The following is a 22,303-nucleotide window of genomic DNA, read 5'->3' as shown; positions in this document are numbered from 1 at the left end:
GCAGTTGGCAGGACTTTTGTTAAGTATCTTTCTTGTGTTTACAGTTTGCAAATAATACCTTGTTCTGTTTTCTGAATAAACTCTACTATGTTTCTAATTTCGGGCGAATCGGGCACCTGGTCGTTCACTTGTAAACAAGCATCGAACACAGAAGTTTGTCCGTGGAACACTAAGCGGTAAGCATTAGCAATGTGTTTTATAACCTTTTCGCTAATTCCCAGTTCTCTACATATAGATGTATTTACGCTATCGTAAGCAATAGGATTGCCACCTGCTACGATATACGGTGGAATATCGCGCGCAAAGGTAGTTCCTGCTGTTATATAGGCAGCAGTTCCCACACGTGTATTTGCTTTTTGAATGACGCTTGACGAGAAGATTGCGTGGTCGGCAATCTCGCAATCGCCTGCAATTTTGGCTCCATAGCTAAATATGCAGTGGTTGCCCGCTTTGGTGTCATGGCTAATGTGTACACCTTCCATAAGAAAGTTGTCTGACCCAATAACGGTGCTACACCCTCTATGTGTAGCACGGTTTATTACCACGTTTTCTCTAATAATATTGTTATCGCCAATAATACATTCGCTTTTTTCGCCAACGAAATTAAAATCTTGTGGCAATGCACTAATAACAGTGCACTGATGAATTTTGTTTCGGGCTCCAATTCGGCTACCATTTAAGATGCTTACGAATGGGAATATAACACAGTTGTCGCCAATAACAACATCGTCTTCTATATAAACAAATGGAAATATTTTGCAACCGTCGCCTATTTTAGCTTTTGGCGAAACATCGGCTTTTGGACTAATCTCACTACTCATACTTGTAAATGTATTTTAAAGAAACTTATTTCGACCCTCCACCAAGTGCATAGTAAAGGTTTACAATGGCTTGCAACTTAGAGAATTGGTCTTGCACTTGCGATATTTCAGCGTTAAGCAAGTTTTGTTGTGCTGTAATTACTTCGAGATACGAACTTGAACTTTGCGAGTACAACATTTGTGTTTGTTCTACATTCTTTTTCAGAATATCTATCTGTTGTGTGTAAAGCTGGTTCTTTTCGTTAGCAGCATTGTATGCTACGAGTGCATTGCTTACCTCTGAGCCTGCAGTGAGTATGCTGTTTTGCCACTTGTTGTATGCTATTTTGTATTGGTCTTCAGCCACACGTAGCCCGGCTTTAAGTTTTCCTTGCATAAATATGGGCTGAGTTAAACCTGCAATAGCATTGAAAAGTAACTTTGCTGGATTTACCATTCCATTGCCGTTGCTCCAACCACCAGTTCCTGTTATGGTGAGCGACGGATAGAAGCGAGCACGTGCTTCGTTCACATTATAAAAACATTGCGCTAATGACATTTCATAAGCGTGAACATCGGCACGATTGCTTAATAGCTCTACGCCTACGCCACCAGAAAAGTTAGAAGGTAAATTCTGGTTGTCTAAAGTTCCGCGAGCAATGCTGTGCGCAGGCTCGCCCATTAGTAAACTTAGCGAGTTTTCAGCTTCACGAATTTGTCTTTTAATATCAGTTGCCTGTGTCTGAACGCTGTAATATGCCGATTGTGCACTCTGCACGCTGGTAGAACGTGCTCTACCATAATCCATTTGCAGTTGCATCATATCCCATGTGCTTTTGGTGAGTGTAGCCATATCGGTAACTATTTTATTCTGACGGTCGAGCATTAGCAACGTATAATAAAGGTTAGCAACGTTACAAATAAGTTTTGTTTGCACCGCCACTTTATAGTCTTGCATTTGTATCATAGACATTTGTGCCGCCTTTTTAGCATTGCGTAGCTTACCGAAAAGATCAATCTCCCAGCTTGCTGTTATAGGCAACGTGTACGACTTAGTAGCTTCAACGTGTGAACCAAAGTGCGATATGGTGCCTTGTGGTGTGAGTGCAACCGTTGGCAAGAACGCCAATTTGGCAGAGTTGAGTTGCTGTTCGGCAATATCAATATTAAGTGCAGCATTGAGAAGATCTGGATTATTAGCCAAAGTCTTTTCTATAATTGCCTGCAGATATGTGTCGGTAAACATACTGCGCCATGGTAGCTGGCCAAAATTGTTAGTTCCCTCCAACGTTGCTTCATCGTTTACGGGGTCTCGCACAATTCCATTCATCTTCACTTCTGGGCGTTCGTATGTTCCATATAGGCTTTTGCAACCAGTCAGCGACATAGTTGCAAGTCCTATAATAATTATCTTTCTTATATTCATAACTTTCTTACTTTCTTAGTAATCCTTACTCTTCTACCTCGTATTCACTTGCTGGTCCCCCAAGGAAAGGTTTCAATTCCTTTGCAATTTGCTTGTTTTCTTCGTCTCCAAACTCTATAGGTTTCAGCTTCTCTTGTAGATATTCGAATATCATAAAGAGCGAAGGCACAATAAACACTTGACAAAGCGTACCAATAAACATTCCACCTACGGCTGCGGCACCCAGTGTTTGGTTACCATTCTTACCTACACCACTTGCAAACATTAGTGGCAACAAACCAACTACCATTGCAAGAGAAGTCATAAGAATAGGGCGCAAACGTGCTCCGGCACCAAGAATGGCAGCATACTTAATAGCCATACCCGTACGCCGACGTTCCAATGCAAACTCAACAATTAAGATAGCGTTCTTTGCCAACAAACCAATAAGCATAATAAGCGATATTTGCATATAGATGTCGTTGCTGTGGCCGAACAACATTGTAAAGATGAAAGCCCCTGCCAATCCAAACGGAATGGAAAGAATAACAGCCAATGGAAGTATGTAGCTTTCGTATTGTGCACTAAGAATAAGGTACACGAAAACAAGACACAGAGCGAAGATAATACCCGTTGAATTAGAAGATTCTTGCTCTGAACGTGTCAAACCAGAGAATTCGTAGGTATATCCTGCAGGAAGCTTCTGTTTAGCAACCTCTTCTACAGCCTTAATAGCTTCTCCAGACGAATAGCCATCAGCAGCTTGTGCATTTATTGTGATAGATGTAAACAGGTTGAAACGTGCGATGTTAGAAGGACCATATATGCGTTTCAGAGAACAGAATTCGCCTACAGGCGACATTCCACCCTTAGTTCTAACATATATATCGTTCAATCCATTTTCGTTGATACGGCTTTCCACTGTTCCTTGAATCATTACACGATACAGCTTGCCATACGCATTGAAGTTAGATGCATACATACCGCCATAGTAACCTTGCAATACAGAAAGAATGGCTGCAGGCGAAGTTCCTGCTTGTTTAGCCTTAGCTACATCTATATTTACCATATATTGCGGATAGTTCGGATTGTACGAAGTTTGTGCATTGCTAATCTCTGGTCGTGCATTTAATGCCTTTAAATATTCTTGAGTAATAGTAAAGAATTTATTTAAATCGCCTCCCGTACGGTCTTCCATAGATATAGTCAAACCGTTCGACATAGCAAAGCCAGGCACCATTGGAGGTCCGAAAGCCAAAACACGTGCACCTTTAATACTTGCTGTTTGCTTGTAAATCATTCCCAACACCATATTAGACGATGTAGGGTCAATAAATAAACCAGCAATACCTGCGCCATTAAATACAGATTTTATACGATCGAATAAACCATACTTTCTTTCTTCGAATGGTTTCAGCTTAATAATAAAGGTTGCCTGATCTGAACCCTGACCAGCAATGAAGTTGTAACCAATGAGCTGCACACGGCGTTCTATGTAGGGGTTTGTCTTTAGCATCGCATCAATCTGCTTGGTTACCTTCTGCGTTTCTGCTTGCGACATACCAGGTTCCAAAGAAATAGTTGCGAAAAGTACACCTGTATCTTCATCGGGGATAAGTCCAGTCTTTGTGGTTGCCATTGTTATAACCAAAGCCACAATACCTACAATAACCGAAATGCCTGTTATAACACGGTTGCTAATAATTCTTTCAACCATCTTTTTATACTTAGCATTAATCTTATTGTACTGAGTATTGAATGCAAGATGGAAACGATCGATACGACTTAATTTCTTTTTCTCTTCCTCTTTGTGGGGCTTTAAGAATATAGCACACAAGGCAGGAGAAAGCGTTAAGGCATTTATTGCAGATATAACGATAGAAACAGCCATTGTTACACCGAACTCACGATAGAACGTACCAGATGTCCCGCTCATAAAAGATACTGGAACAAACACAGCCGCCATTACTAATGTAATAGAAATGATAGCGCCAGAAATTTCGTTCATAGCATCAATAGCAGCAGTTAATGCACTCTTATAACCTAAATCGAGCTTTGCATGGACAGCTTCAACTACCACAATGGCATCGTCTACCACAATGGCAATTGCTAACAATAGTGCTGAAAGTGTAAGTAAGTTGATTGAAAAGCCAAACATCCATAGGAAGAAGAATGCACCTATCAATGCTACAGGCACTGCTATCATCGGTATCAATGTTGAACGGAAATCCTGCAAGAATACATAAACAACAAGGAACACCAAACCAAGAGTTAAGAACAATGTGAAGATTACCTCTTCCATAGATGCAAACAAGAATTCTGTTACATCTTGCTGTATAGTAACCTTCATTCCTGGTGGCATACTCTTTTGTGCATCTGCAAGTGCAGCCTTTACATCTTTTGCTATTTGTGTAGCATTCGAACCAGCTATTTGTTGAACCATACCTACAACAGATGGTTCTCCATTGTTTAGCATTGACACCGAATACATCAATCCTCCGAGTTTTACATCGGCTACATCACGAAGATGAAGCGTCTGACCACTATTATCAGTTGATATAATGATATCGCCATATTCTTTCTCTGTTTTTAGGCGTCCCTTATATCGCATAGTATATTCATACGTCATATTGCTCTGTTCACCGAATGAACCTGGTGCCGCTTCTATATTTTGTTCTGCTAATGCTGCAGAGATATCACTTGGTACAAGGCCATATTGTTTCATCTTTTCTGGCTTTAGCCATATACGCATAGAGTAGGTTTTCATACCAGGTGTCTGTACATCGCCTACACCATTTATACGTTTCAGCAATGGAACAATATTTATGGCATTGTAGTTTGTGAGGAATTCATCATCGTAGCGCCCATTATCGGTTGTTAAAGAATACATTATTACATTAGACGACTGGCGTTTTGATACAGTTACTCCAGCACGTGTTACTTCTGCTGGTAGCAAAGCTTGTGCCTGAGATACACGGTTCTGTACATTCACAGCAGCCATATCAGGATCAGAACCTTGCTTAAAGTATACTGTAATCATCGCACTACCAGCATTGGTAGCTGTTGATTGTATATAAGTCATATTTTCAACACCGTTGATACTCTCTTCCAATGGAGTTACAACAGAGTTTAATACGGTCTGTGCATCAGCTCCTTGATAGTTGGCCATAACCGATATAGTTGGCGGCGCAATATCAGGATACTGTTCAATTGGCAGCGAAATCAATCCAATTGTACCCAATAACACAAAGAATATAGATACAACTGTTGATAGTACTGGCCGTTTTATAAAATTAGTGAAAGTCATAATTCGTTTATTTTACTATCTATTTCTTATCGTCGTCGCCTTTCATTGCTTTTAAGAAGCCACCAGCAGAACTTTGGCTCTCTCCAAGTTTAGCTGCTTTTTTCAATGCTTCGTCGTACTGAGCGGGTGTTAAAGCTTTTATTTCCATACCATCTTGTAATGTGGTTAAGCCTTTAGAAACAATTCTATCTCCAAGTTTTAAGCCAGAAGTAACAACGTAGTTTACACCATCGTTATCTGGATTAACCTTAATTTCTGTGTAGTGTACCTTGCCGTTATTATCTACCTTGTATACAAATATCTTATCTTGAACTTGTGTGGTAGCTTCTTGTGGAATAACCAAAGCATTGTTACTGTTTTTTGCAATTATGACTTTACCGCTACCACCACTTTTCAATAAATGTTCTGGATTAGGGAAATGTGCAATAATGCTTATAGTACCTGTTGTTGCATCTATCATTCCACTAGTTTTAACAATGATACCTTCGTGATTATAGATAGAACCATCTACTAGTTGAAGACTTACTTTTGGAAATTTATTGATAGCATTATTTAAGCCGTGGTCGTTGCGTGAGAGTGCAAGAACATCTGCTTCTGTCATTGAGAAGAATACTTCCATTGTTGAGATATTGCTAATGGTTGTTACAGGCATTGCCGATGATGGGCTTACCAATGCACCTTCTTTATATGGTAAACTGCCAACAAAACCATTAGTAGGACTCTTTACATAGCAGAAACTTAGATTATCTTTTGCTGAAGCAAGTCCTGCCTGAGCTTGTTTTAGGGCAGCTTGGGCTTGCTTAATACCAGAATGAGCAGACTCTATACCACTTCTTGCCTGGTTTACAGATGCCTGTGCTGTTTCGTAAGCATTCTTTGCACTTTGTAGCTCATAATCGCCAATAACCTTATTGTTATATAAGTTTTTGCTGTTGTTGTAAGTGAGCTGTGCAGTTGCAGCTTGTGCTTGTGCAGAATTTAAGGCAGCCTGTGCCTGAACAACTGTTGCTTGCGCACGACTAATGCCACTTTGCGCAGATGCTACAGCAGCTTCAGCCTGACGAACAGCAGCTTGGTATGTTGTATTATCAATAACAAACAAAACCTGTCCAGCACGGACTGCTTCTCCTTCGTGGATATAGAGTTTTGTGATTAGTCCACTAACTTTCGGACGAATCTCTACATCTTGGATTCCTTTGAGTATTGCAGGATAGGTTGTTTTCATTTGTGCATTTGCTGCACCAATTGTTATCACTGGATATTCGTTGCTTGTTGGTAATTGATGTTTATTACCTCCACAACTTGAGAGCAGAGTTATAGTCAATGCTGCTAATAGTAAAAATTTACTTCTAATCATATTTCTGTTTGTGTATTATTGTCTCTTCTTATTTTATCTACTGCTTATAGACAACTCCTTAAATACTATTCTTTTATAAAAAACGAAATAATAAAACGAGTTTTCGTACTGCAAAGGTAATACTCTTACCTCTATTATAATTTAAATCTACTCGTACATTTAACAATAATTATGCTTAGTGTGTCGAATTTATTATATTCCAGATAATTAAATCATATACTAATGGAAGTGAAGAGTATTTGTATTGTTGTTCGAAGACTTTTATATGAATAAGATACCTTAATATATATAAGCCGCTTTAATATATTTAATATGAATGAAATACTCTACATCAAGCCCATTTCAGATGCCTTTTTCTTCAGTAGTTCCATTAGTGGCTCGCGTTCGTTAGGTACACTGTTGTCTAAGACAGAATCTTTTAATGTTTTCTTTAATTCTCCAACCTCACGACACGGTTTCAAATTAAATAAAGTCATAATCTCGTTTCCATCAATGCATGGTTGTAACAACCGTTTATAATCGCGCTCTTTAAGGTCGTTTAGTTTCTCGCGAACAATTTTAAAATTATCAAGAAAACGCTGTTTACGTGCAGCATTTTTACTTGTAATATCGGCCTCGCAAAGTGTCATTAAGTCGTCAATGTCATCGCCAGCATCGTTCATTAATCGACGAACAGCAGAGTCTGTAACCTCTTCATCTGCTATAATAATAGGGCGCATGTGCAGGTCTACCAACTTGCGCACGTATTTCATCTTGGCGTCCATTGGGAATTTCAGACGTTTAAAGATTGGTGTTATCATCTTTGCACCTATTATATTATGATTATGGAAGGTCCAGCCTGCAATAGGATCCCATCGTTTGCTTTTAGGCTTACCTATGTCATGGAATAGCGCAGCCCATCGCAACCAAATATTATTGGTTTTTTGCGATATATTATCGAGGACTTCTAATGTGTGATAGAAATTATTTTTATGTGCTCTACCGTTACGAGTTTCTACTATATCCAATGCTACGAGTTCGGGTAAAATAATCTGAAGTAATCCAGAACGATACAAATCAATAAAGCCTTTGCTCGGTGTAGGTGTTGCCATTATTTTGTTTAGTTCGTCGGCAATACGCTCCCCACTTACGATTTTTATGCGTTCGGCATTACGTTCTAATGCATCGAATGTTTCGTCTTCTATGAAAAAATTTAGCTGTGTAGCAAATCTCACACACCGCATCATACGCAGTGGATCGTCTGAAAAAGTAATATCAGGATCTAAAGGTGTACGAATAATGCCGTCCCAAAGATCGTCTATGCCACCGAATGGGTCTACCAATTCGCCGAAATGGGATTTGTTCAAACATACTGCCATTGCGTTAATAGTGAAATCACGTCGATTTTGGTCGTCTTCCAGTGTACCGTCTTCCACGATAGGCTTACGGCTGTCGTGGCTGTAGCTTTCTTTACGTGCACCAACAAACTCAACCTCCATACCTCCGAATTTTACTTGTGCTGTGCCAAAGTTGTGGAAAACAGATATGTGTGCACGTTTCCCTATTGTCTTTTTAAGTTCGTTGGCAACACTGATACCACTTCCAACTACAACCACATCAATATCGTTAGATGGACGTTCAAGGAATAAGTCGCGAACATAACCGCCCACAACATAACATTCCAAGCCGAGTTTGTCGGCTGCATCAGAGATTTTATGAAATATATCCTTGTCTATCAGCTTTGCCAATTCGGCATCAGTCAAGTCTCGCATACTACATTTAACTATTTGATAATGCAAAGTTACACATTTTTAGCTTAGCATTTGCACAAACCAAAGCATATTTAATTCCAAAAGAAACATTTCTTTCGGAATTGCATAAAACTGCCAATACTGTAGTTTTCTTTCCTTTTTATTCCTACAAACGGTTGATTTCGCTGTTGCCTGCACCCTTTCCTTTATACTTGCTACGTGCTGTATTGAAACTGTAACGAAGGGTTAGGGTGAAAGATTGTGTATCGCCTTTCAACCATTTGGTAGCTTCAATATCTGGTGTTTTCACCATCCAACGTTCTCGCGAGGTGTGGAATATGTCCTCTATACTTAATGCCACCATCAAGCCGAAAGGGAAACTCTTGATTAATGATGCTGATGTCGTGAAGTTATGTTTATAGTAAAGCAGTCCGTCGTTGCCTGCTGTACATCCCGAAAAGTTCAATGTGGCAGTGTAAGACTTTGGAAATGAAAATAAATTCTTGAAAGAATACTTTGCTATTGGTTTTGTATACTTCATACCATTGTATTCAAGCTGTTGGAAATAAGCCTGTAATGTTACCGACGGTTTCCATATTCCGAATGTTGGAGCATAAGATGCCATAAGGTTGAAACTTTGGTAGTTAATGTTTATAAATGAATTTAATCGAACCGGTTTGTCTTCTAATACTTGTTCGTAAAACGATATTGCGTTTTTATAAATAATGTAGTTTGAACTCAAGACCAAGTCTTTATAGCGCAGAAGTAACCCCAAATCGTAGATATTTGCAGGCTGCAAGGACGGATTTCCACCCTCATAGGCATAGCGATTGTTATAAGCTCGGCTGGCTCTTAACTGCATGTACGACGGACGTGCAATGATGGAGCGGAGCGATAAAGTAGTTTCGAAACTGCTCTTAGAAAAGTTTAAAGAAAGCGTTGGCAATAAGTTGCCGTACTTTTTCGATTGTGCATCTTGTTTAACGCCATTCAATCTATAATCGAAAGCTACCCACTCGTACCGTAATCCAATATTGGTACTCCAATATTTCCACGCTTTACTGTACTCACTGAATAGTGCCAACGAGTTTTGTTTTGCCTGATTACCATTCGATGTCAAGGAAGAAGTGTGGTCAGGGTCGGTTAATTCAAAGGCTTGTGTATTGTTGGTGTAAGTGTATTCCTCGCCAAATGTAAACTTACCGATAGGCATTGATTTTGATAACATTACGTTTTCGGCAAACATATCTGTCTTTCGATAGCTCTTGCTACCAACTGTTATTGTTTTGTTGTGTTCTATTTCGGTGGTATTCAAATCGGTTGTAAAGTCGATACGAGTATAAGTGGTATTCGTTTCCATCTCCCATTTGTTCTTGAAAGTCTTCAGAAGATAGGCTGTTGCATTATGTCTTCCACCATAATTGTTTTGGAAATAATAGCTGTTAAATGTATGATTGCCTTCCAAGTCGGACGATGTTAGCGTAGAATAAAGGTTAAAGGGGATTTTTATGGTGCGAGAATATATATACTTCAGTCCTGCATAAAAGCTGTTATCGAGCGATACATAGTTTGTACCAGCCTGCGAAACAAGAAACCTACCCCTGCTATTTTGTTTGTTTGAATTATGCGATACAATCGTTGTCCCTTTATAATTAAACGCTACATCGTTGGTTTGCTCCTCGTCTGATTTATTTTCTTGGTAATAAACAGAGCCGAAAATATCAAATGCCCCCTTGCGATAGTTGAGCTTGAGAAAGTCGTTTTGACCAAAATTATGGTTTACTTTTCCGTTCCATTGCATTGTCCCCGACCAACCATCGCCTTGTGTACGAATTGTTGTAATGCGTATCACTGCTCCCACATTTGACGGGTAACGGCTACCAGGATTCATTATTACCTGCACATTTCTTATTTGATTGCCTTTCAACCCTACTAGTTCCGTATTACTTGTTATTTTCCTTCCGTCAAGATAAACAAGCGGTTTACCTTTCCCTAATACGGTGATTGCATTGTCCGAAGCACTAAGGAAAGGCAGCTGGTTGAGTACGTCGGAGAGTGAAGGCAGTTTCGCCAACGCACTGCCTTGTATGGTAGACGTAAGTCCTCCTGCATTCATTGTATAAAGACGCCTGTTGCCTTTCACTACAACTTCAGCCATTTCGTTACTACTTGGCATTAATATAATGGTGCCTGCATCGGCAGAATGGCAGTCTGAGTATTTTGTTTCGTAGCCCATACACGAAACTCTCAAAATGCCATCAATACTTTTTGTTTCAATGGTAAATACTCCATCAGCTTTGCTTGCTGCACCGCTAATAAACGAAGAGTCGGCTTTTGAGAGCAGACAAACGTTCGCCAATTCAAGGGGCGCACCTTGTGTGTCTACAACTTTTCCTTTAATACTTTGCGCCATCATATCTAATGATGTAAAGAAAAACAATAGTAGTAGAGTTGTTTGGATATTTTTCCTCATCTTATAAGTTGCATTAGTTGTTAGTTGCAAAAGTAATTATATTTCATTAAAATGCCAAATAAACAACAAATAATTTACTATTAAACCGTAATGTATTAAAAAAAAGCACTTTACAATGTTTCTTAACATCGCAGAATAGATGGTTTCTAGATTCAAAAGCGGAGTGTTTGCATTTTGGACAGTTCGTATTTATTGTTCTGAAATCCAGTAAATGGCGCAATAAATTTAACACAACCAGAAAGGGTGAAATAGAGAAAAAGAAAGCGATAAAAAAGAAACGAATTTATAAAATAGATTGTTTTACTTTGTGAAAGTATAGCTCTTACCGACCAAAAGCGGCACTTTTACAAAGTAAAACAGCCGTTTTTGCAAGCTATTTAGACCATATAGATGTTGAAATTGTGTACAAAATAGGGCGAAAAACCCTTGTTTTGCCATGCAAACAAGCTGTATTTGTTGCACAGTACTACCCAATAAGAGCTCAATGGCTTGCTTTTCAGCGGCTTAAAGTAGCACATAAGAAGAGCGAGAATTTGCAAAAACTTTTGTTGTAGTGCAGGAAAGTGCCCGTAATTTCGGTGCTGAGACGAGTAGATTTAACGAAAAAGTTGTTCATTTATTGTTTATTAGCAAATGATAAATGAACGCTAAAATCTCCTCGTTTTATTTAATAGGAAGCCGAACATGGTATTCCCATAGCCTTCACACGTTCGCAAATAGCATCAAGCTCACTTTTTGTTGCCTTCTTAAGATTTGGATCTGGTGTTTCACGATCAATAGTGTAAATCATTACTTCGCGTGGAGCGATGGTCTTTACAGCATCAAGCCATGGAACTATGAAGTCTTCTTTCACGTTGTTAACATCATCTCCGTCGGTTGAAATCCCCTTTAAGAACATAGTCTGCACAATAAGTCTCCCATTAAAGGTTTTCATTTCTTCAACAATTTTACTAACTCGATAAGTTGGGTAAGTAGGTCGGTCCACCTTATTTATATATTTATTATCAATAGTATCAAGTTTTAGAATGTTGTTATCAACCTTCATTAGGGCATTATGCACATTTGTTCGGTGAATGAAAGTTGCGTTGCTGAGCACAGATACCTTTGCTTTTGGACAATATTGGTTACGTAGTCGAATTGTATCATCAATTATTTCTGCAAACTGTGGGTTAGCAGTTGGTTCCCCATTTCCAGCAAAAGTAAGAACGTCTGGTTGTTCATTTGTTTCTTTCATTGTTTTTAGCTTAGCTTCAAGCTTAGCTGCAACCTCTTCACGAGTAGGGAAAGGCGACTTTGTTCGATAGTCTTTATTGAATCCACATTCACAATAAATGCAATCGAATGTACATATCTTTCCATCATTCGGCATAAGATTAATACCAAGCGATATACCAAGTCGACGACTTTTCACCGGACCGAAAATAGGCGAATCGTATATAATAGTGCTCATTTCATTTGTTTTTGTTTGGTAGACAAAGTTAAATGTTTTTATTTGGAAATGGATATGAGTATATCAGAATTTTTATTATCATGTAAATAAAATATAATTTCTTTTGGTATTACTTTATTTTGCAGTATCTTTGCAACCTAATTGTGATATTATTCCAAAAGAATTTCATAATGGTGAAAAGACATAGAAAGGCAGGAAAGCCTCATAGTTTGCAAATAATAACACTCTGTATAAGCACTGCAATGGTACTAATTTTAATTGGTATGGTTGTTTTAACGGTGTTTACAGGTCGTAATCTTAGTCAATTCGTAAAAGAGAAGCTAACAATAACAATGATTCTTCAGCCCGATATGAGCGATGAAGAGAGTGCGGCACTCTGCGAACGTGTAGATCGGTTGCATTATATAAGTAGCCTAAACTTTATATCTAAAGAAGAAGTTCTAAAAGAAGGTACACGCGAGTTAGGAGCTAATCCTGCAGAATTTGCAGGCGAAAACCCTTTCACTGCAGAGATAGAAGTTAGATTGAAGGCTAATTATGCCAATAACGACTCTATAAAAGCCATTGCCACACAGTTGAAAGCATTTAAAGGAGTTTACGAAATAAGATATCGTAAAGACCTTGTGGAGAGTGTAAATCAAACATTGGGTAAAATCAGTATAGTGCTATTAATTATAGCTGCCCTACTGACGGTAGTTTCATTCGCCTTGATAAATAATACAATTCGTTTGAGTATGTATTCTCGACGATTTACCATACATACAATGAAATTGGTAGGAGCATCGTGGAATTTCATACGTATGCCATTTTTGCGAAGAGCGGTGTTACAAGGCTTTGTGTCTGCATTGATTGCCATAATTATACTTGGTATATGTATGTACCTATTGTATAATAACGACCCAGAGATAGCTGTGGTTCTGAATATGAATGTTATGGTAACTACAGCTATTATAATGATGGCTTTTGGTATACTTATAACATTCTTATGTTCATGGCTTTCTGTGAACAAGTTCTTGCGAATGAAGGCAAGTTCATTGTATAAAATTTAAGGAGAAATGTATTTTTCATTTCGTTATCTGTTTATAATTAGATAGCGTTTCACAAGTTGTAATAGAATGGATAAAAAGAATTTAGCTTTTGGTAAAATCAATTTTATAATGTTAGCTATTAGTGTAGCTATTGTTATCATAGGTTTTATATTAATGAGTGGTAGTGGTTCTACAGAAACAAAGTACGACCCAGAAATTTTTAGTGCTATGCGTATAAAGGTAGCCCCAGTGGTTACTTTTATTGGATTTATTTCTATTATAGGTGCTATAATGTATCAACCACGACATAAAGACGATACAGAAGCGTAATGGACTTATTTCAAACAATTATTATCGCTATCGTTGAAGGATTAACAGAGTTCTTACCAGTTTCTTCAACAGGACACATGATAATAACTCAACATTTATTAGGTGTAGAGCAGGGTAATCCTTTTGTTCATGCTTTTACTTTCATCATTCAGTTTGGAGCTATTCTTTCAGTTGTTTGTTTGTATTGGAAGAAGTTTTTTTCTTTTAAGCCTGAGATGTGGAAACTGTATGGCTTGCTTATAATTGGTGTGTTGCCGATAGTTGTTGTAGGTTTGGCAGCTAAGAGGAGCGGCTTGCTCGATTGGTTGTTAGATTCTATTTGGGTGGTAGCAATAACACTGGTGGTGGGCGGTATATTTATGCTTTTCTGCGATAATATATTCAATAAGGGAAAAGAAGAAAACGGAGTAACCCCTAAACGTGCATTCCTTATAGGTTTGTTCCAGTGTCTTTCGCTAATTCCAGGTATGAGTCGCTCTATGTCTACCATTGTAGGTGGTATGGCAAACAAGCTTACGCGCAAGAAAGCAGCAGAATTCTCGTTCTTCCTTGCTGTGCCTACTATGGCAGGAGCAACTATTCTTGATGTACACGATATGATGAACGAAAACGTAGACTGGGCTACAAGCAACAACCTTTTCTTATTAGGTATTGGTTGTGTAGTATCTTTTGTGGTAGCCATATTTGCAATGAAGTGGTTTGTAAACGTTCTTACAAAATATGGTTTTAAAGCTTTTGGCTGGTATCGCATCATTGTAGGTATAATTCTTTTGGTGATGTTGCTTTCTAGAGTCTCTCTAAATATGGTTGATTAACGTTTAAACGCTTCGGTCAGAAACGTATGAATTTCAAAGAAGGTGTAATTATTCCTATTGATAAACCGTATGGAATAACGAGTTTTAAAGCATTAGCACACGTACGTTATCTTTGCTCTAAAATGCAAGGAGGACGTGTGAAAATTGGTCATGCAGGTACGCTCGATCCATTAGCAACAGGTGTTCTCATTCTTGCAACTGGTAAAATGACTAAGCAAATAGAGAAATTGCAAACACATACCAAAGAGTATGTAGCCACAATACAGTTGGGCGCAACTACACCAAGTTACGATATGGAGCACGAGGAAAACGAGACTTTCCCCACAGAACATATCACGAGAGAATTGATAGAAACAGCATTGCAGCAATTTATTGGCGATATAGAACAAGTGCCACCCACTTATAGTGCAGTGAAAGTGAATGGACAACGAGCTTTTGATTATCGTAGAAATGGTGAAGATATTGTTCTGAAGCCTAAGAATATAAGGATTGATGAAATAGAAATTACCCACTTCGATGCCGATAGAATGCAACTCACATTGCGAGTTGTTTGTGGTAAAGGAACCTACATACGTGCATTAGCACGCGATTTAGGGCGTGCTATTAATAGCGGTGCTTATCTTGTTGCACTCCGACGTACTCGTATAGGTAATATAAAAGTAGAAGAATGTATAAATTACGACCATTTTAATGAATGGTTGAACCAACAGAATATAGAAATAGTAGATAAATGAAGCTTTCGCAATTTAAATTTAACTTGCCAGAAGAGCAAGTTGCTTTGTATCCGCATTCATCAGAGCGAGTGTTAAACCGTGCCGATGGAACAAGTCAAGTATTCAAAGTAACACGTAGAGACGAAGCCCGCTTAATGGTTGTGCATAAGAAATCAGGAACGATTGATATGTATAACAAAGATATAGATGGGAAAGAACCTACAGAAGAAGACTATATCCGTTTTAAAGATGTAGTGAATTATTTTGATGAAGGCGATACTTTTATATTCAATGATACAAAGGTTTTCCCTGCTCGACTTTATGGAACAAAAGAGAAAACCGATGCAAAGATAGAGGTATTTCTGTTGAGAGAGTTAAACCAAGAAATGCGTTTGTGGGACGTTTTGGTAGAACCTGCACGTAAGATACGTATCGGAAATAAACTCTTCTTTGATGAATCAGGCTCTATGGTTGCTGAAGTGATTGATAACACAACATCGCGTGGACGTACACTTCGCTTCCTTTATGACTGTTCGCATGAAGAATTTAAACGTGAGCTTTATGCATTAGGCGAAGCTCCACTGCCTCGATACATAATAGATAACCGTCCGAAGAATGCTGGCGAAGACTTTGCTCATGCCGATGCAGACGACTTAGAGAATTTCCAAACAGTATTTGCCAAGTACGAAGGGGCTGTAACTGCTCCAGGAACAAATCTCCATTTCTCTGAGCATCTTATGAAAATGTTAGAGATAAAAGGTATTCATGCAGCTTATATTACTTTGCATTGTGGATTAGGTAACTTCCACGACATAGAGGTAGAAGATCTTACGAAGCACAAGATGGATTCTGAAGAAATGCATATATCTGCTGAAGCCTGTAAAATAGTGAACGAAACAAAGCAGGCTGGACACCATGTTTGTGCTGTTGGAGCAAGTGTGGTTAAGGCAACAGAGACTGCTGTGGGAACTGATGGTATGTTGAAAGAGTATGAGGGCTGGACTAATAAGTTTATCTTCCCACCTTACGACTTTGGATTAGCAGACTCTATGCTTGTAAACTTCTATCACCCATATTCTACTTTGTTAATGGAGACTGCTGCATTTGGAGGATATGATCTTGTTATGGAAGCTTACGATAAAGCAGTTAAGGCAGGATATAAATTCGGTTGCTTTGGAGATGCGTTGCTCATCTTAAACGATTAAATTCTTATTTCACATTTTTTGAAACCTATAGATAATGAAAGCCATAAGGTGTATCTGGGGTTAGGTTCTAACCTTGGTAACCGTAAGGCTATATTAAACGAAGCCATTTCCCTTATTCAAAAAAGAGTGGGGGAAGTGGTTCGACAATCTTCATTTTTAGAAACTGAACCGTGGGGATTCACAAGTCATAATAAATTTCTAAATGCTTGTATATGTGTGAACACACAATACAGTCCACACCAGATCTTGAAAACCACACAAGCTATAGAAAAGGATATGGGGCGTTGCCATAAAACTGTTAATCATCAATATCACGACCGTATTATTGATATTGATATCTTGATGATTGATGACCTGAATATAGATGATTCAGATCTTAAAGTGCCTCACCCATTAATGAAGGAGCGCGACTTCGTTATGATTCCTCTAAAAGAAATAATGTAGTAAACAAGTTCTCGTTTCTCGTTTAGAAACAGAACGTTGATATATGTCTAATATTACACACGAAAGCACTCTTTTGATTTGTACCAATAAGAAAAATACAATTTTATTTCTATAGTACATAATATTTGTTGTTTTTTGTTGATATTCAGATGGATATCATTATTTTAGCAGCCTTTCTATAGGTAGATAATTTAAGCTTATTTATTAACCTAGATAGGAATAGATATCTGTCTCGACAAAATTAGATATCTGTAAGTTTCGTTTTAGATATCTGTAAGTTTCGTTTTAGATATCTATCTTGATAGAATTAGATATCTGTCTTTTTTCACTCACACAATCTATAACTTTTTCATTGTAATATTGTTCTAAATATTTAGTTAGTTTTCTGTGGAAGGTAGTATCCAAATCCTTGTGCTCTTATGCTATTGTTGCCTCTGTAAGAGCATAGTCTATCACGCTCCTTATGCTTGTAAGTAAATGGTTTATTTTCTCTGTATTATATTTGAATGATTTTACACAAATAAGCAATATAAAACACATAATATACTTATGAACAAATAGTCGTATTTATTCAGTAAACGTAAATTAAAACAACTATTTTGAAAAATAGCCCTCACATATTAATAACCTTTGCCGAATACTTTATTTTTTCATTTATTATTCGCTTTTATTTATTAACTTTGCAACTTAAAGATAAAAAAGAAGAATAGTAAAGGCTTTAGGATATAGCAATATTCTATAGTAGTATAAATGTAGAGATGGATTTTTCGGAAGTTATAGGACAAGAAGAAACAAAGCAGCGATTGCTGAAAATGGCAAAAGATAAGCACGTTCCGCATGCTTTGCTCTTTTGTGGACCTTATGGCTCAGGCAAAATGGCTTTGGCTATGAGTTTTGCAAGCTATTTGCTTGAAACTTCTTCGACTTCGCCTGAAAAAGCAAAATCTATGCTGAAGAGATGGGAACACCCTGATCTGCATTTTACCTATCCTACGATAAAATTACCAAATACAAGCTCAGATCACCAGCCTACAAGTAATGATTTTGCAAAAGAATGGCATAAAATGATAATGGAAGAAGGGACCTATTTCGATATTTCTAAATGGATGAATGAAATGGGAGCAACAACTCAACAAGCCATTATAACAGCGGCTGAGAGCGATAATATTTCAAGACAACTTTCTTTGAAATCGAGTCAGGGTGGATACAAAGTTTCCATAATATGGCTACCTGAACGAATGAATTTAACCTCAGCAAATAAAATTCTAAAGGTATTGGAAGAACCTACTGAGGGTACCATATTCTTAATGGTGAGCGAAGAACCAGAGAAACTATTAGAAACTATAATTAGTAGGACACAGCGAATAGATGTTAAACGTATAGAAGACGAGGCTATAGAGAAAGCATTGGTAGCTCAACGTGGATTAGACATAGATGTTGCACACCGTATAGCAAGACGTGCCAGGGGAAGCTGGTTGAATGCAATTTATGAATTGAGGAGTAATAAAGAAACCGAAGAATTTCTACAACTCTTTCAACAGCTTATGCGAGCATGTTATGCACGTGATATAAAGGCATTAAAGCAATGGAGCGAAACTGTATGTGCATTTGGTAGAGAGAAACAAAGACGTATGTTGGTCTACTTTCAACAACAAGTTAGAGAGAACTTTATGTTTAATTTTCGCAATCCAGAGCTTATCTATATGTCGTTAGAAGAAGAAGAATTTGCTAAAAAGTTCTCACGCTTCATAAACGAGAAAAATGTAATAGAGATAAATGAACTATTTCAGAAATGTTACAAAGCTATAGGACAGAATGCTAATGGGAAAATAGTATTCTACGATATGACTCTGAAACTAATAGTTCTGCTTTTAAGAAAATAATTATTTGCACATTACAAACAATATATACCCTTGCGAGAGACAGTAAAAATGAAATCTCAGAAGAGCAAGGTCTCAGAATTAAATAATGGATTATAAAGATATGAAATTTAAGATGTGGACAGGTTGCGATCGTGGCCTGTGCCATCGTGGCTGTGGACGTTCAGACAAACAGTTGAATACATACGACTGGTTAGAAGACGTTCCAGGGAATATAAATACTACGGATCTCGTAGAAGTACAGTTTAAAAATACACGTAAGGGGTATTACCATAATGTAAATAACATAGAACTGAATAAAGGAGACATTGTAGCTGTAGAAGCAAATCCTGGACACGATATTGGTGTTGTTACACTTACAGGCAAATTAGTGAAGTTACAACTTAAAAAAGCTTGTGGTATTAAGTCGCCAGACGATATTAAACGTGTGTACAGAATTGCACGAGAGGCAGATATGGAAAAATATAAGGAGGCCAAAGCAAAGGAACACAGCACAATGATTGAAAGTAGGCAGATAGCAAAAGCATTGAATCTGCAAATGAAAATAGGCGATGTAGAGTATCAAGGCGATGGAAACAAAGCAATATTCTATTATATAGCAGACGAACGAGTAGATTTTCGACAGCTTATAAAGGATCTTGCTGCGGCTTTCCACGTCCGTATTGAAATGAAGCAAATAGGCGCTCGACAGGAAGCTGGTCGTATTGGTGGAACAGGTCCTTGTGGTAGGGAACTTTGTTGTGCTACGTGGATGAAGAGTTTTTCAAGCGTTTCAACAAATGCTGCACGCTGTCAAGATATATCATTAAATCCCACCAAATTGGCAGGTATGTGTGCTAAATTGAAATGCTGTCTAAACTATGAAGTAGATGACTATATGGAAGCAAGTAGAAAACTTCCAGGGAAAGATATTCATTTACATACTATGGACGCAGAGTATTTCTTGTTTAAGACAGATATTCTCAACGGTCTTTGTACGTATTCTACCGATAAAAACTTAGCAGTAAATTTGGAAACTATTTCTGCAGAGCGAGCAAAAGAGATTATAGAAATGAATCGCCAGGGAGAAAAGCCGCTTTCGTTATTGCATAACGGACAAGTTAAGCCAGTTAAAAAGCCTATTGACTTGTTGGCAGAAGCAGATTTGAGTCGCTTTGATAAAGAAAAAACAAACAAGAAAAATAATCGCCGGAATAGTAAGCGAAATGTGCAACCACGTCATCAAGAACGAAGCCAGCAATTGGTAGATACAAACGAACAAAAAGTACAGCCACGTCAGCGACGGAGTGGAAAGCCTAATAAGCAGCCAACACAACAAAGAAATCAGCAACCGAAATCAATAAACGAGAATAAAAATGAATAGGAAGCAGTTTTCCTTTTCAAACCTAGCAATGTTTGTTATCATTGTACTAGCATTGGTAGCATGCAATGATTCACGTGTATACGATAAGTATCAATCTCTATCTATTGATGGGTGGGGACGCACAGACACTGTAACCTTTAATGTTCCACGTCAGGAAGAGGGAATATACAATATGGATTTGGGAATGAGAGTATTTCAAAATTATCCATATAAGAGCATTACACTTATAGTGGAACGTACAGTTATACGTACGCAACACAAAAAGCAAACAAGTCAAAGTTATCAAGATACAGTTGTGTGCAACGTTATTGATAATGAAGGACGATTGGTAGGAAAACGAGGCATAACAACAAGTGCAATCGAACAGCGCATAGGAATATTTCCATTACAACGCAACGACTCACTAAAAGTCTCTGTCTATCACATTATGAGCAAAGAATTGCTTCCAGGAATAAGCGATATAGGAATACAAATTCTTAAACGAAAATAAATAAAAAGGAGTTCATAAGTGTAGATAATCCGTTAGGTAAAAAGGAAAGCAATAGGGAGAGTACTATAAAAAACGAAAAAAACATAGATTATTCTATATTTCTTTGTCTAACTCGTTGTTTTTATGTACATTTGCCATACCTAATGTCAATCCACCTTATAGATGAGACAACTGAAAATCACTCAGTCGATTACAAATCGCGAAAGTACAGCACTTGAAAAATACCTTCAAGATATAAGTCATGAGGGTCTTATAAGTGTAGAAGAAGAGATAGAATTAGCACGAAAGATAAAACAGGGCGATGTAAAAGCACTCGAAAAACTAACGAAAGCTAACTTACGCTTTGTGGTATCTGTTGCAAAACAGTATCAAAATCAAGGCTTATCGCTTCCTGATTTAATCAACGAAGGAAATCTCGGACTAATAAAAGCAGCGAAGAAATATGATGAGACAAGAGGGTTTAAGTTTATCTCGTATGCAGTATGGTGGATAAGGCAAAGTATAATGCAAGCCATTTCAGAGCAAAGCAGACTAGTTCGTGTTCCAATAAACCAAATGGGAATAATACATAAGCTGCGAAAGGTAGTACAACAATTCGAACAAACGCATCAACGATTACCCAGCGTAGATGAAATGGCAGAACAAATAGACCTGCCTAAGGAAAGGATAGTAGAAATAATGTCTATGATAACAAAGAAAATATCTATGGACGCTCCAATTTCTACAAGCGATGATGGAAGTTTGCTTGATGTCTTACCAAATAAAAATTCTCCAGATGCAGATGCAGAATTATTAGAAGCTGGGTTAAAGAAAGAAATAGAACGAGCATTAGTGGCTCTTCCAGAGCGTGAACAGATTATTCTTAGAGGATATTTTGGAATAAACCAAAGAGAAATGTCTCTCGAAGAGATTGGTGCACAAACAGGCCTAACGCGCGAACGTGTTCGTCAGTTAAAAGAGAAAGCAATTAGACGTCTACGTTGCAATGCAATAGGCAATTCTTTAAAAGGATATTTAGGAAAATAAAAAGAAATATGAAATACTGTAAATTTGTTTTTATAACTTTAATGCTATTTAGTTTTACAACAACTATAACAGCAAAAGAAGATTACAAGGCTGCAAAGGTTTATATGTTTGGCTTATCAGAATCATTCAACGATTCTACTGTAAACTTCACTGATATACAAGCAGTAGATGCTTTCGTTGAAAATAATCACACACACTTTTTGATAAACCGTGATGAATATTCTTATCAGTTGCGCTATTATATTGAGAGCCGACAGCTTAATAGCAATCCTACGTGTATTGTGATTTATGCATTTACCGAGAAAGAAGCTATGAAGAAGTATATAAAGTTGCAAGAGCGATATACAAAAAAGGCAAAACAAAAGTATATTGTAAATGCAATCCCATCATCACAATTCAAATTTAAAACAGTTTTACCAGATGAATTAAGGAAAGAACTGATACAGCGACAAGACGAAACAGAGGAAAAAGTAGAAAAGCCATAACT

Annotated in this window: 18 protein-coding genes; 11 read left to right on the top strand and 7 right to left on the bottom strand. The window is 37.7% G+C overall.

The window, feature by feature from the left end:
- Positions 1-38: 38 nt before the first annotated feature.
- The 7 genes from lpxA to DX009_RS06820 all read right to left on the bottom strand — a co-directional run bounded on the left by lpxA (position 39) and on the right by DX009_RS06820 (position 12,522).
- Positions 39-821, bottom strand: a complete 783-nt coding sequence (lpxA, locus tag DX009_RS06850) for an acyl-ACP--UDP-N-acetylglucosamine O-acyltransferase (RefSeq protein WP_115083475.1) — start codon at positions 819-821, stop codon at positions 39-41.
- A 25-nt stretch (positions 822-846) separates the two neighbouring features.
- Positions 847-2,226: a TolC family protein gene (locus DX009_RS06845; RefSeq protein WP_006044575.1), complete on the bottom strand. Its 1,380-nt coding sequence runs from the start codon at positions 2,224-2,226 to the stop codon at positions 847-849.
- Between the two features lie 25 nt (positions 2,227-2,251).
- Positions 2,252-5,512, bottom strand: a complete 3,261-nt coding sequence (locus tag DX009_RS06840; protein ID WP_115083474.1) for an efflux RND transporter permease subunit — start codon at positions 5,510-5,512, stop codon at positions 2,252-2,254.
- Positions 5,513-5,531: 19 nt separating this feature from the next.
- The gene (locus DX009_RS06835; protein WP_115083473.1) at positions 5,532-6,869 is read right to left on the bottom strand and encodes an efflux RND transporter periplasmic adaptor subunit; all 1,338 of its coding nucleotides are present in this window, start codon (positions 6,867-6,869) and stop codon (positions 5,532-5,534) included.
- Positions 6,870-7,195: 326 nt separating this feature from the next.
- Positions 7,196-8,620 (bottom strand): CCA tRNA nucleotidyltransferase, encoded by a 1,425-nt coding sequence (locus DX009_RS06830; protein ID WP_115083472.1) that lies wholly within the window; start codon positions 8,618-8,620, stop codon positions 7,196-7,198.
- 145 nt (positions 8,621-8,765) lie between these two features.
- A complete protein-coding gene (locus DX009_RS06825) occupies positions 8,766-11,072 on the bottom strand; it encodes a TonB-dependent receptor domain-containing protein (protein ID WP_115083471.1) in 2,307 nt (768 codons plus the stop codon).
- Between the two features lie 667 nt (positions 11,073-11,739).
- A complete protein-coding gene (locus tag DX009_RS06820; RefSeq protein WP_115083470.1) occupies positions 11,740-12,522 on the bottom strand; it encodes a radical SAM protein in 783 nt (260 codons plus the stop codon).
- 170 nt (positions 12,523-12,692) lie between these two features.
- Here DX009_RS06820 and DX009_RS06815 point away from each other — a divergent pair, with 170 nt between their 5' ends.
- From DX009_RS06815 to DX009_RS06765, 11 genes are all read left to right on the top strand, one after another.
- Complete coding sequence (locus tag DX009_RS06815; protein WP_115083830.1) at positions 12,693-13,571, top strand: cell division protein FtsX; 879 nt, start codon at positions 12,693-12,695, stop codon at positions 13,569-13,571.
- A gap of 66 nt (positions 13,572-13,637) precedes the next feature.
- Entirely contained in the window at positions 13,638-13,880 is a 243-nt protein-coding gene (locus DX009_RS06810; RefSeq protein WP_006044586.1) for a DUF3098 domain-containing protein, read from the top strand.
- Positions 13,880-14,695: an undecaprenyl-diphosphate phosphatase gene (locus DX009_RS06805; protein WP_115083469.1), complete on the top strand. Its 816-nt coding sequence runs from the start codon at positions 13,880-13,882 to the stop codon at positions 14,693-14,695. Before DX009_RS06810 ends, DX009_RS06805 begins: the two co-directional genes overlap by 1 nt.
- A 26-nt stretch (positions 14,696-14,721) precedes the next feature.
- Entirely contained in the window at positions 14,722-15,429 is a 708-nt protein-coding gene (truB, locus tag DX009_RS06800; protein ID WP_115083468.1) for a tRNA pseudouridine(55) synthase TruB, read from the top strand.
- The gene (gene queA, locus DX009_RS06795; RefSeq protein ID WP_006044589.1) at positions 15,426-16,613 is read left to right on the top strand and encodes a tRNA preQ1(34) S-adenosylmethionine ribosyltransferase-isomerase QueA; all 1,188 of its coding nucleotides are present in this window, start codon (positions 15,426-15,428) and stop codon (positions 16,611-16,613) included. Before truB ends, queA begins: the two co-directional genes overlap by 4 nt.
- A gap of 18 nt (positions 16,614-16,631) precedes the next feature.
- On the top strand, positions 16,632-17,057 hold the full coding sequence (folK, locus tag DX009_RS06790) for a 2-amino-4-hydroxy-6-hydroxymethyldihydropteridine diphosphokinase (protein WP_006044590.1): 426 nt from the start codon (positions 16,632-16,634) through the stop codon (positions 17,055-17,057).
- A 758-nt stretch (positions 17,058-17,815) separates the two neighbouring features.
- Positions 17,816-18,940 (top strand): DNA polymerase III subunit, encoded by a 1,125-nt coding sequence (locus tag DX009_RS06785; protein WP_115083467.1) that lies wholly within the window; start codon positions 17,816-17,818, stop codon positions 18,938-18,940.
- A gap of 85 nt (positions 18,941-19,025) precedes the next feature.
- Positions 19,026-20,300, top strand: coding sequence for a PSP1 domain-containing protein (locus DX009_RS06780; RefSeq protein WP_115083466.1), 1,275 nt, complete (start codon positions 19,026-19,028; stop codon positions 20,298-20,300).
- The gene (locus tag DX009_RS06775) at positions 20,293-20,790 is read left to right on the top strand and encodes a gliding motility lipoprotein GldH (RefSeq protein WP_115083465.1); all 498 of its coding nucleotides are present in this window, start codon (positions 20,293-20,295) and stop codon (positions 20,788-20,790) included. The genes DX009_RS06780 and DX009_RS06775 overlap by 8 nt, the downstream gene beginning before the upstream one ends.
- Positions 20,791-20,952: 162 nt before the next feature.
- A complete protein-coding gene (locus tag DX009_RS06770; protein WP_006044594.1) occupies positions 20,953-21,816 on the top strand; it encodes a sigma-70 family RNA polymerase sigma factor in 864 nt (287 codons plus the stop codon).
- Between the two features lie 8 nt (positions 21,817-21,824).
- Positions 21,825-22,301, top strand: coding sequence for a hypothetical protein (locus DX009_RS06765; protein ID WP_006044595.1), 477 nt, complete (start codon positions 21,825-21,827; stop codon positions 22,299-22,301).
- Positions 22,302-22,303 lie beyond the last annotated feature (2 nt).

Source organism: Prevotella pallens, assembly GCF_900454935.1.
GTDB classification, from domain to species: Bacteria; Bacteroidota; Bacteroidia; order Bacteroidales; family Bacteroidaceae; genus Prevotella; species Prevotella pallens.
Note: the sequence above shows the minus strand (reverse complement) of the source record. Positions and strands in the feature narration are given on the sequence as shown.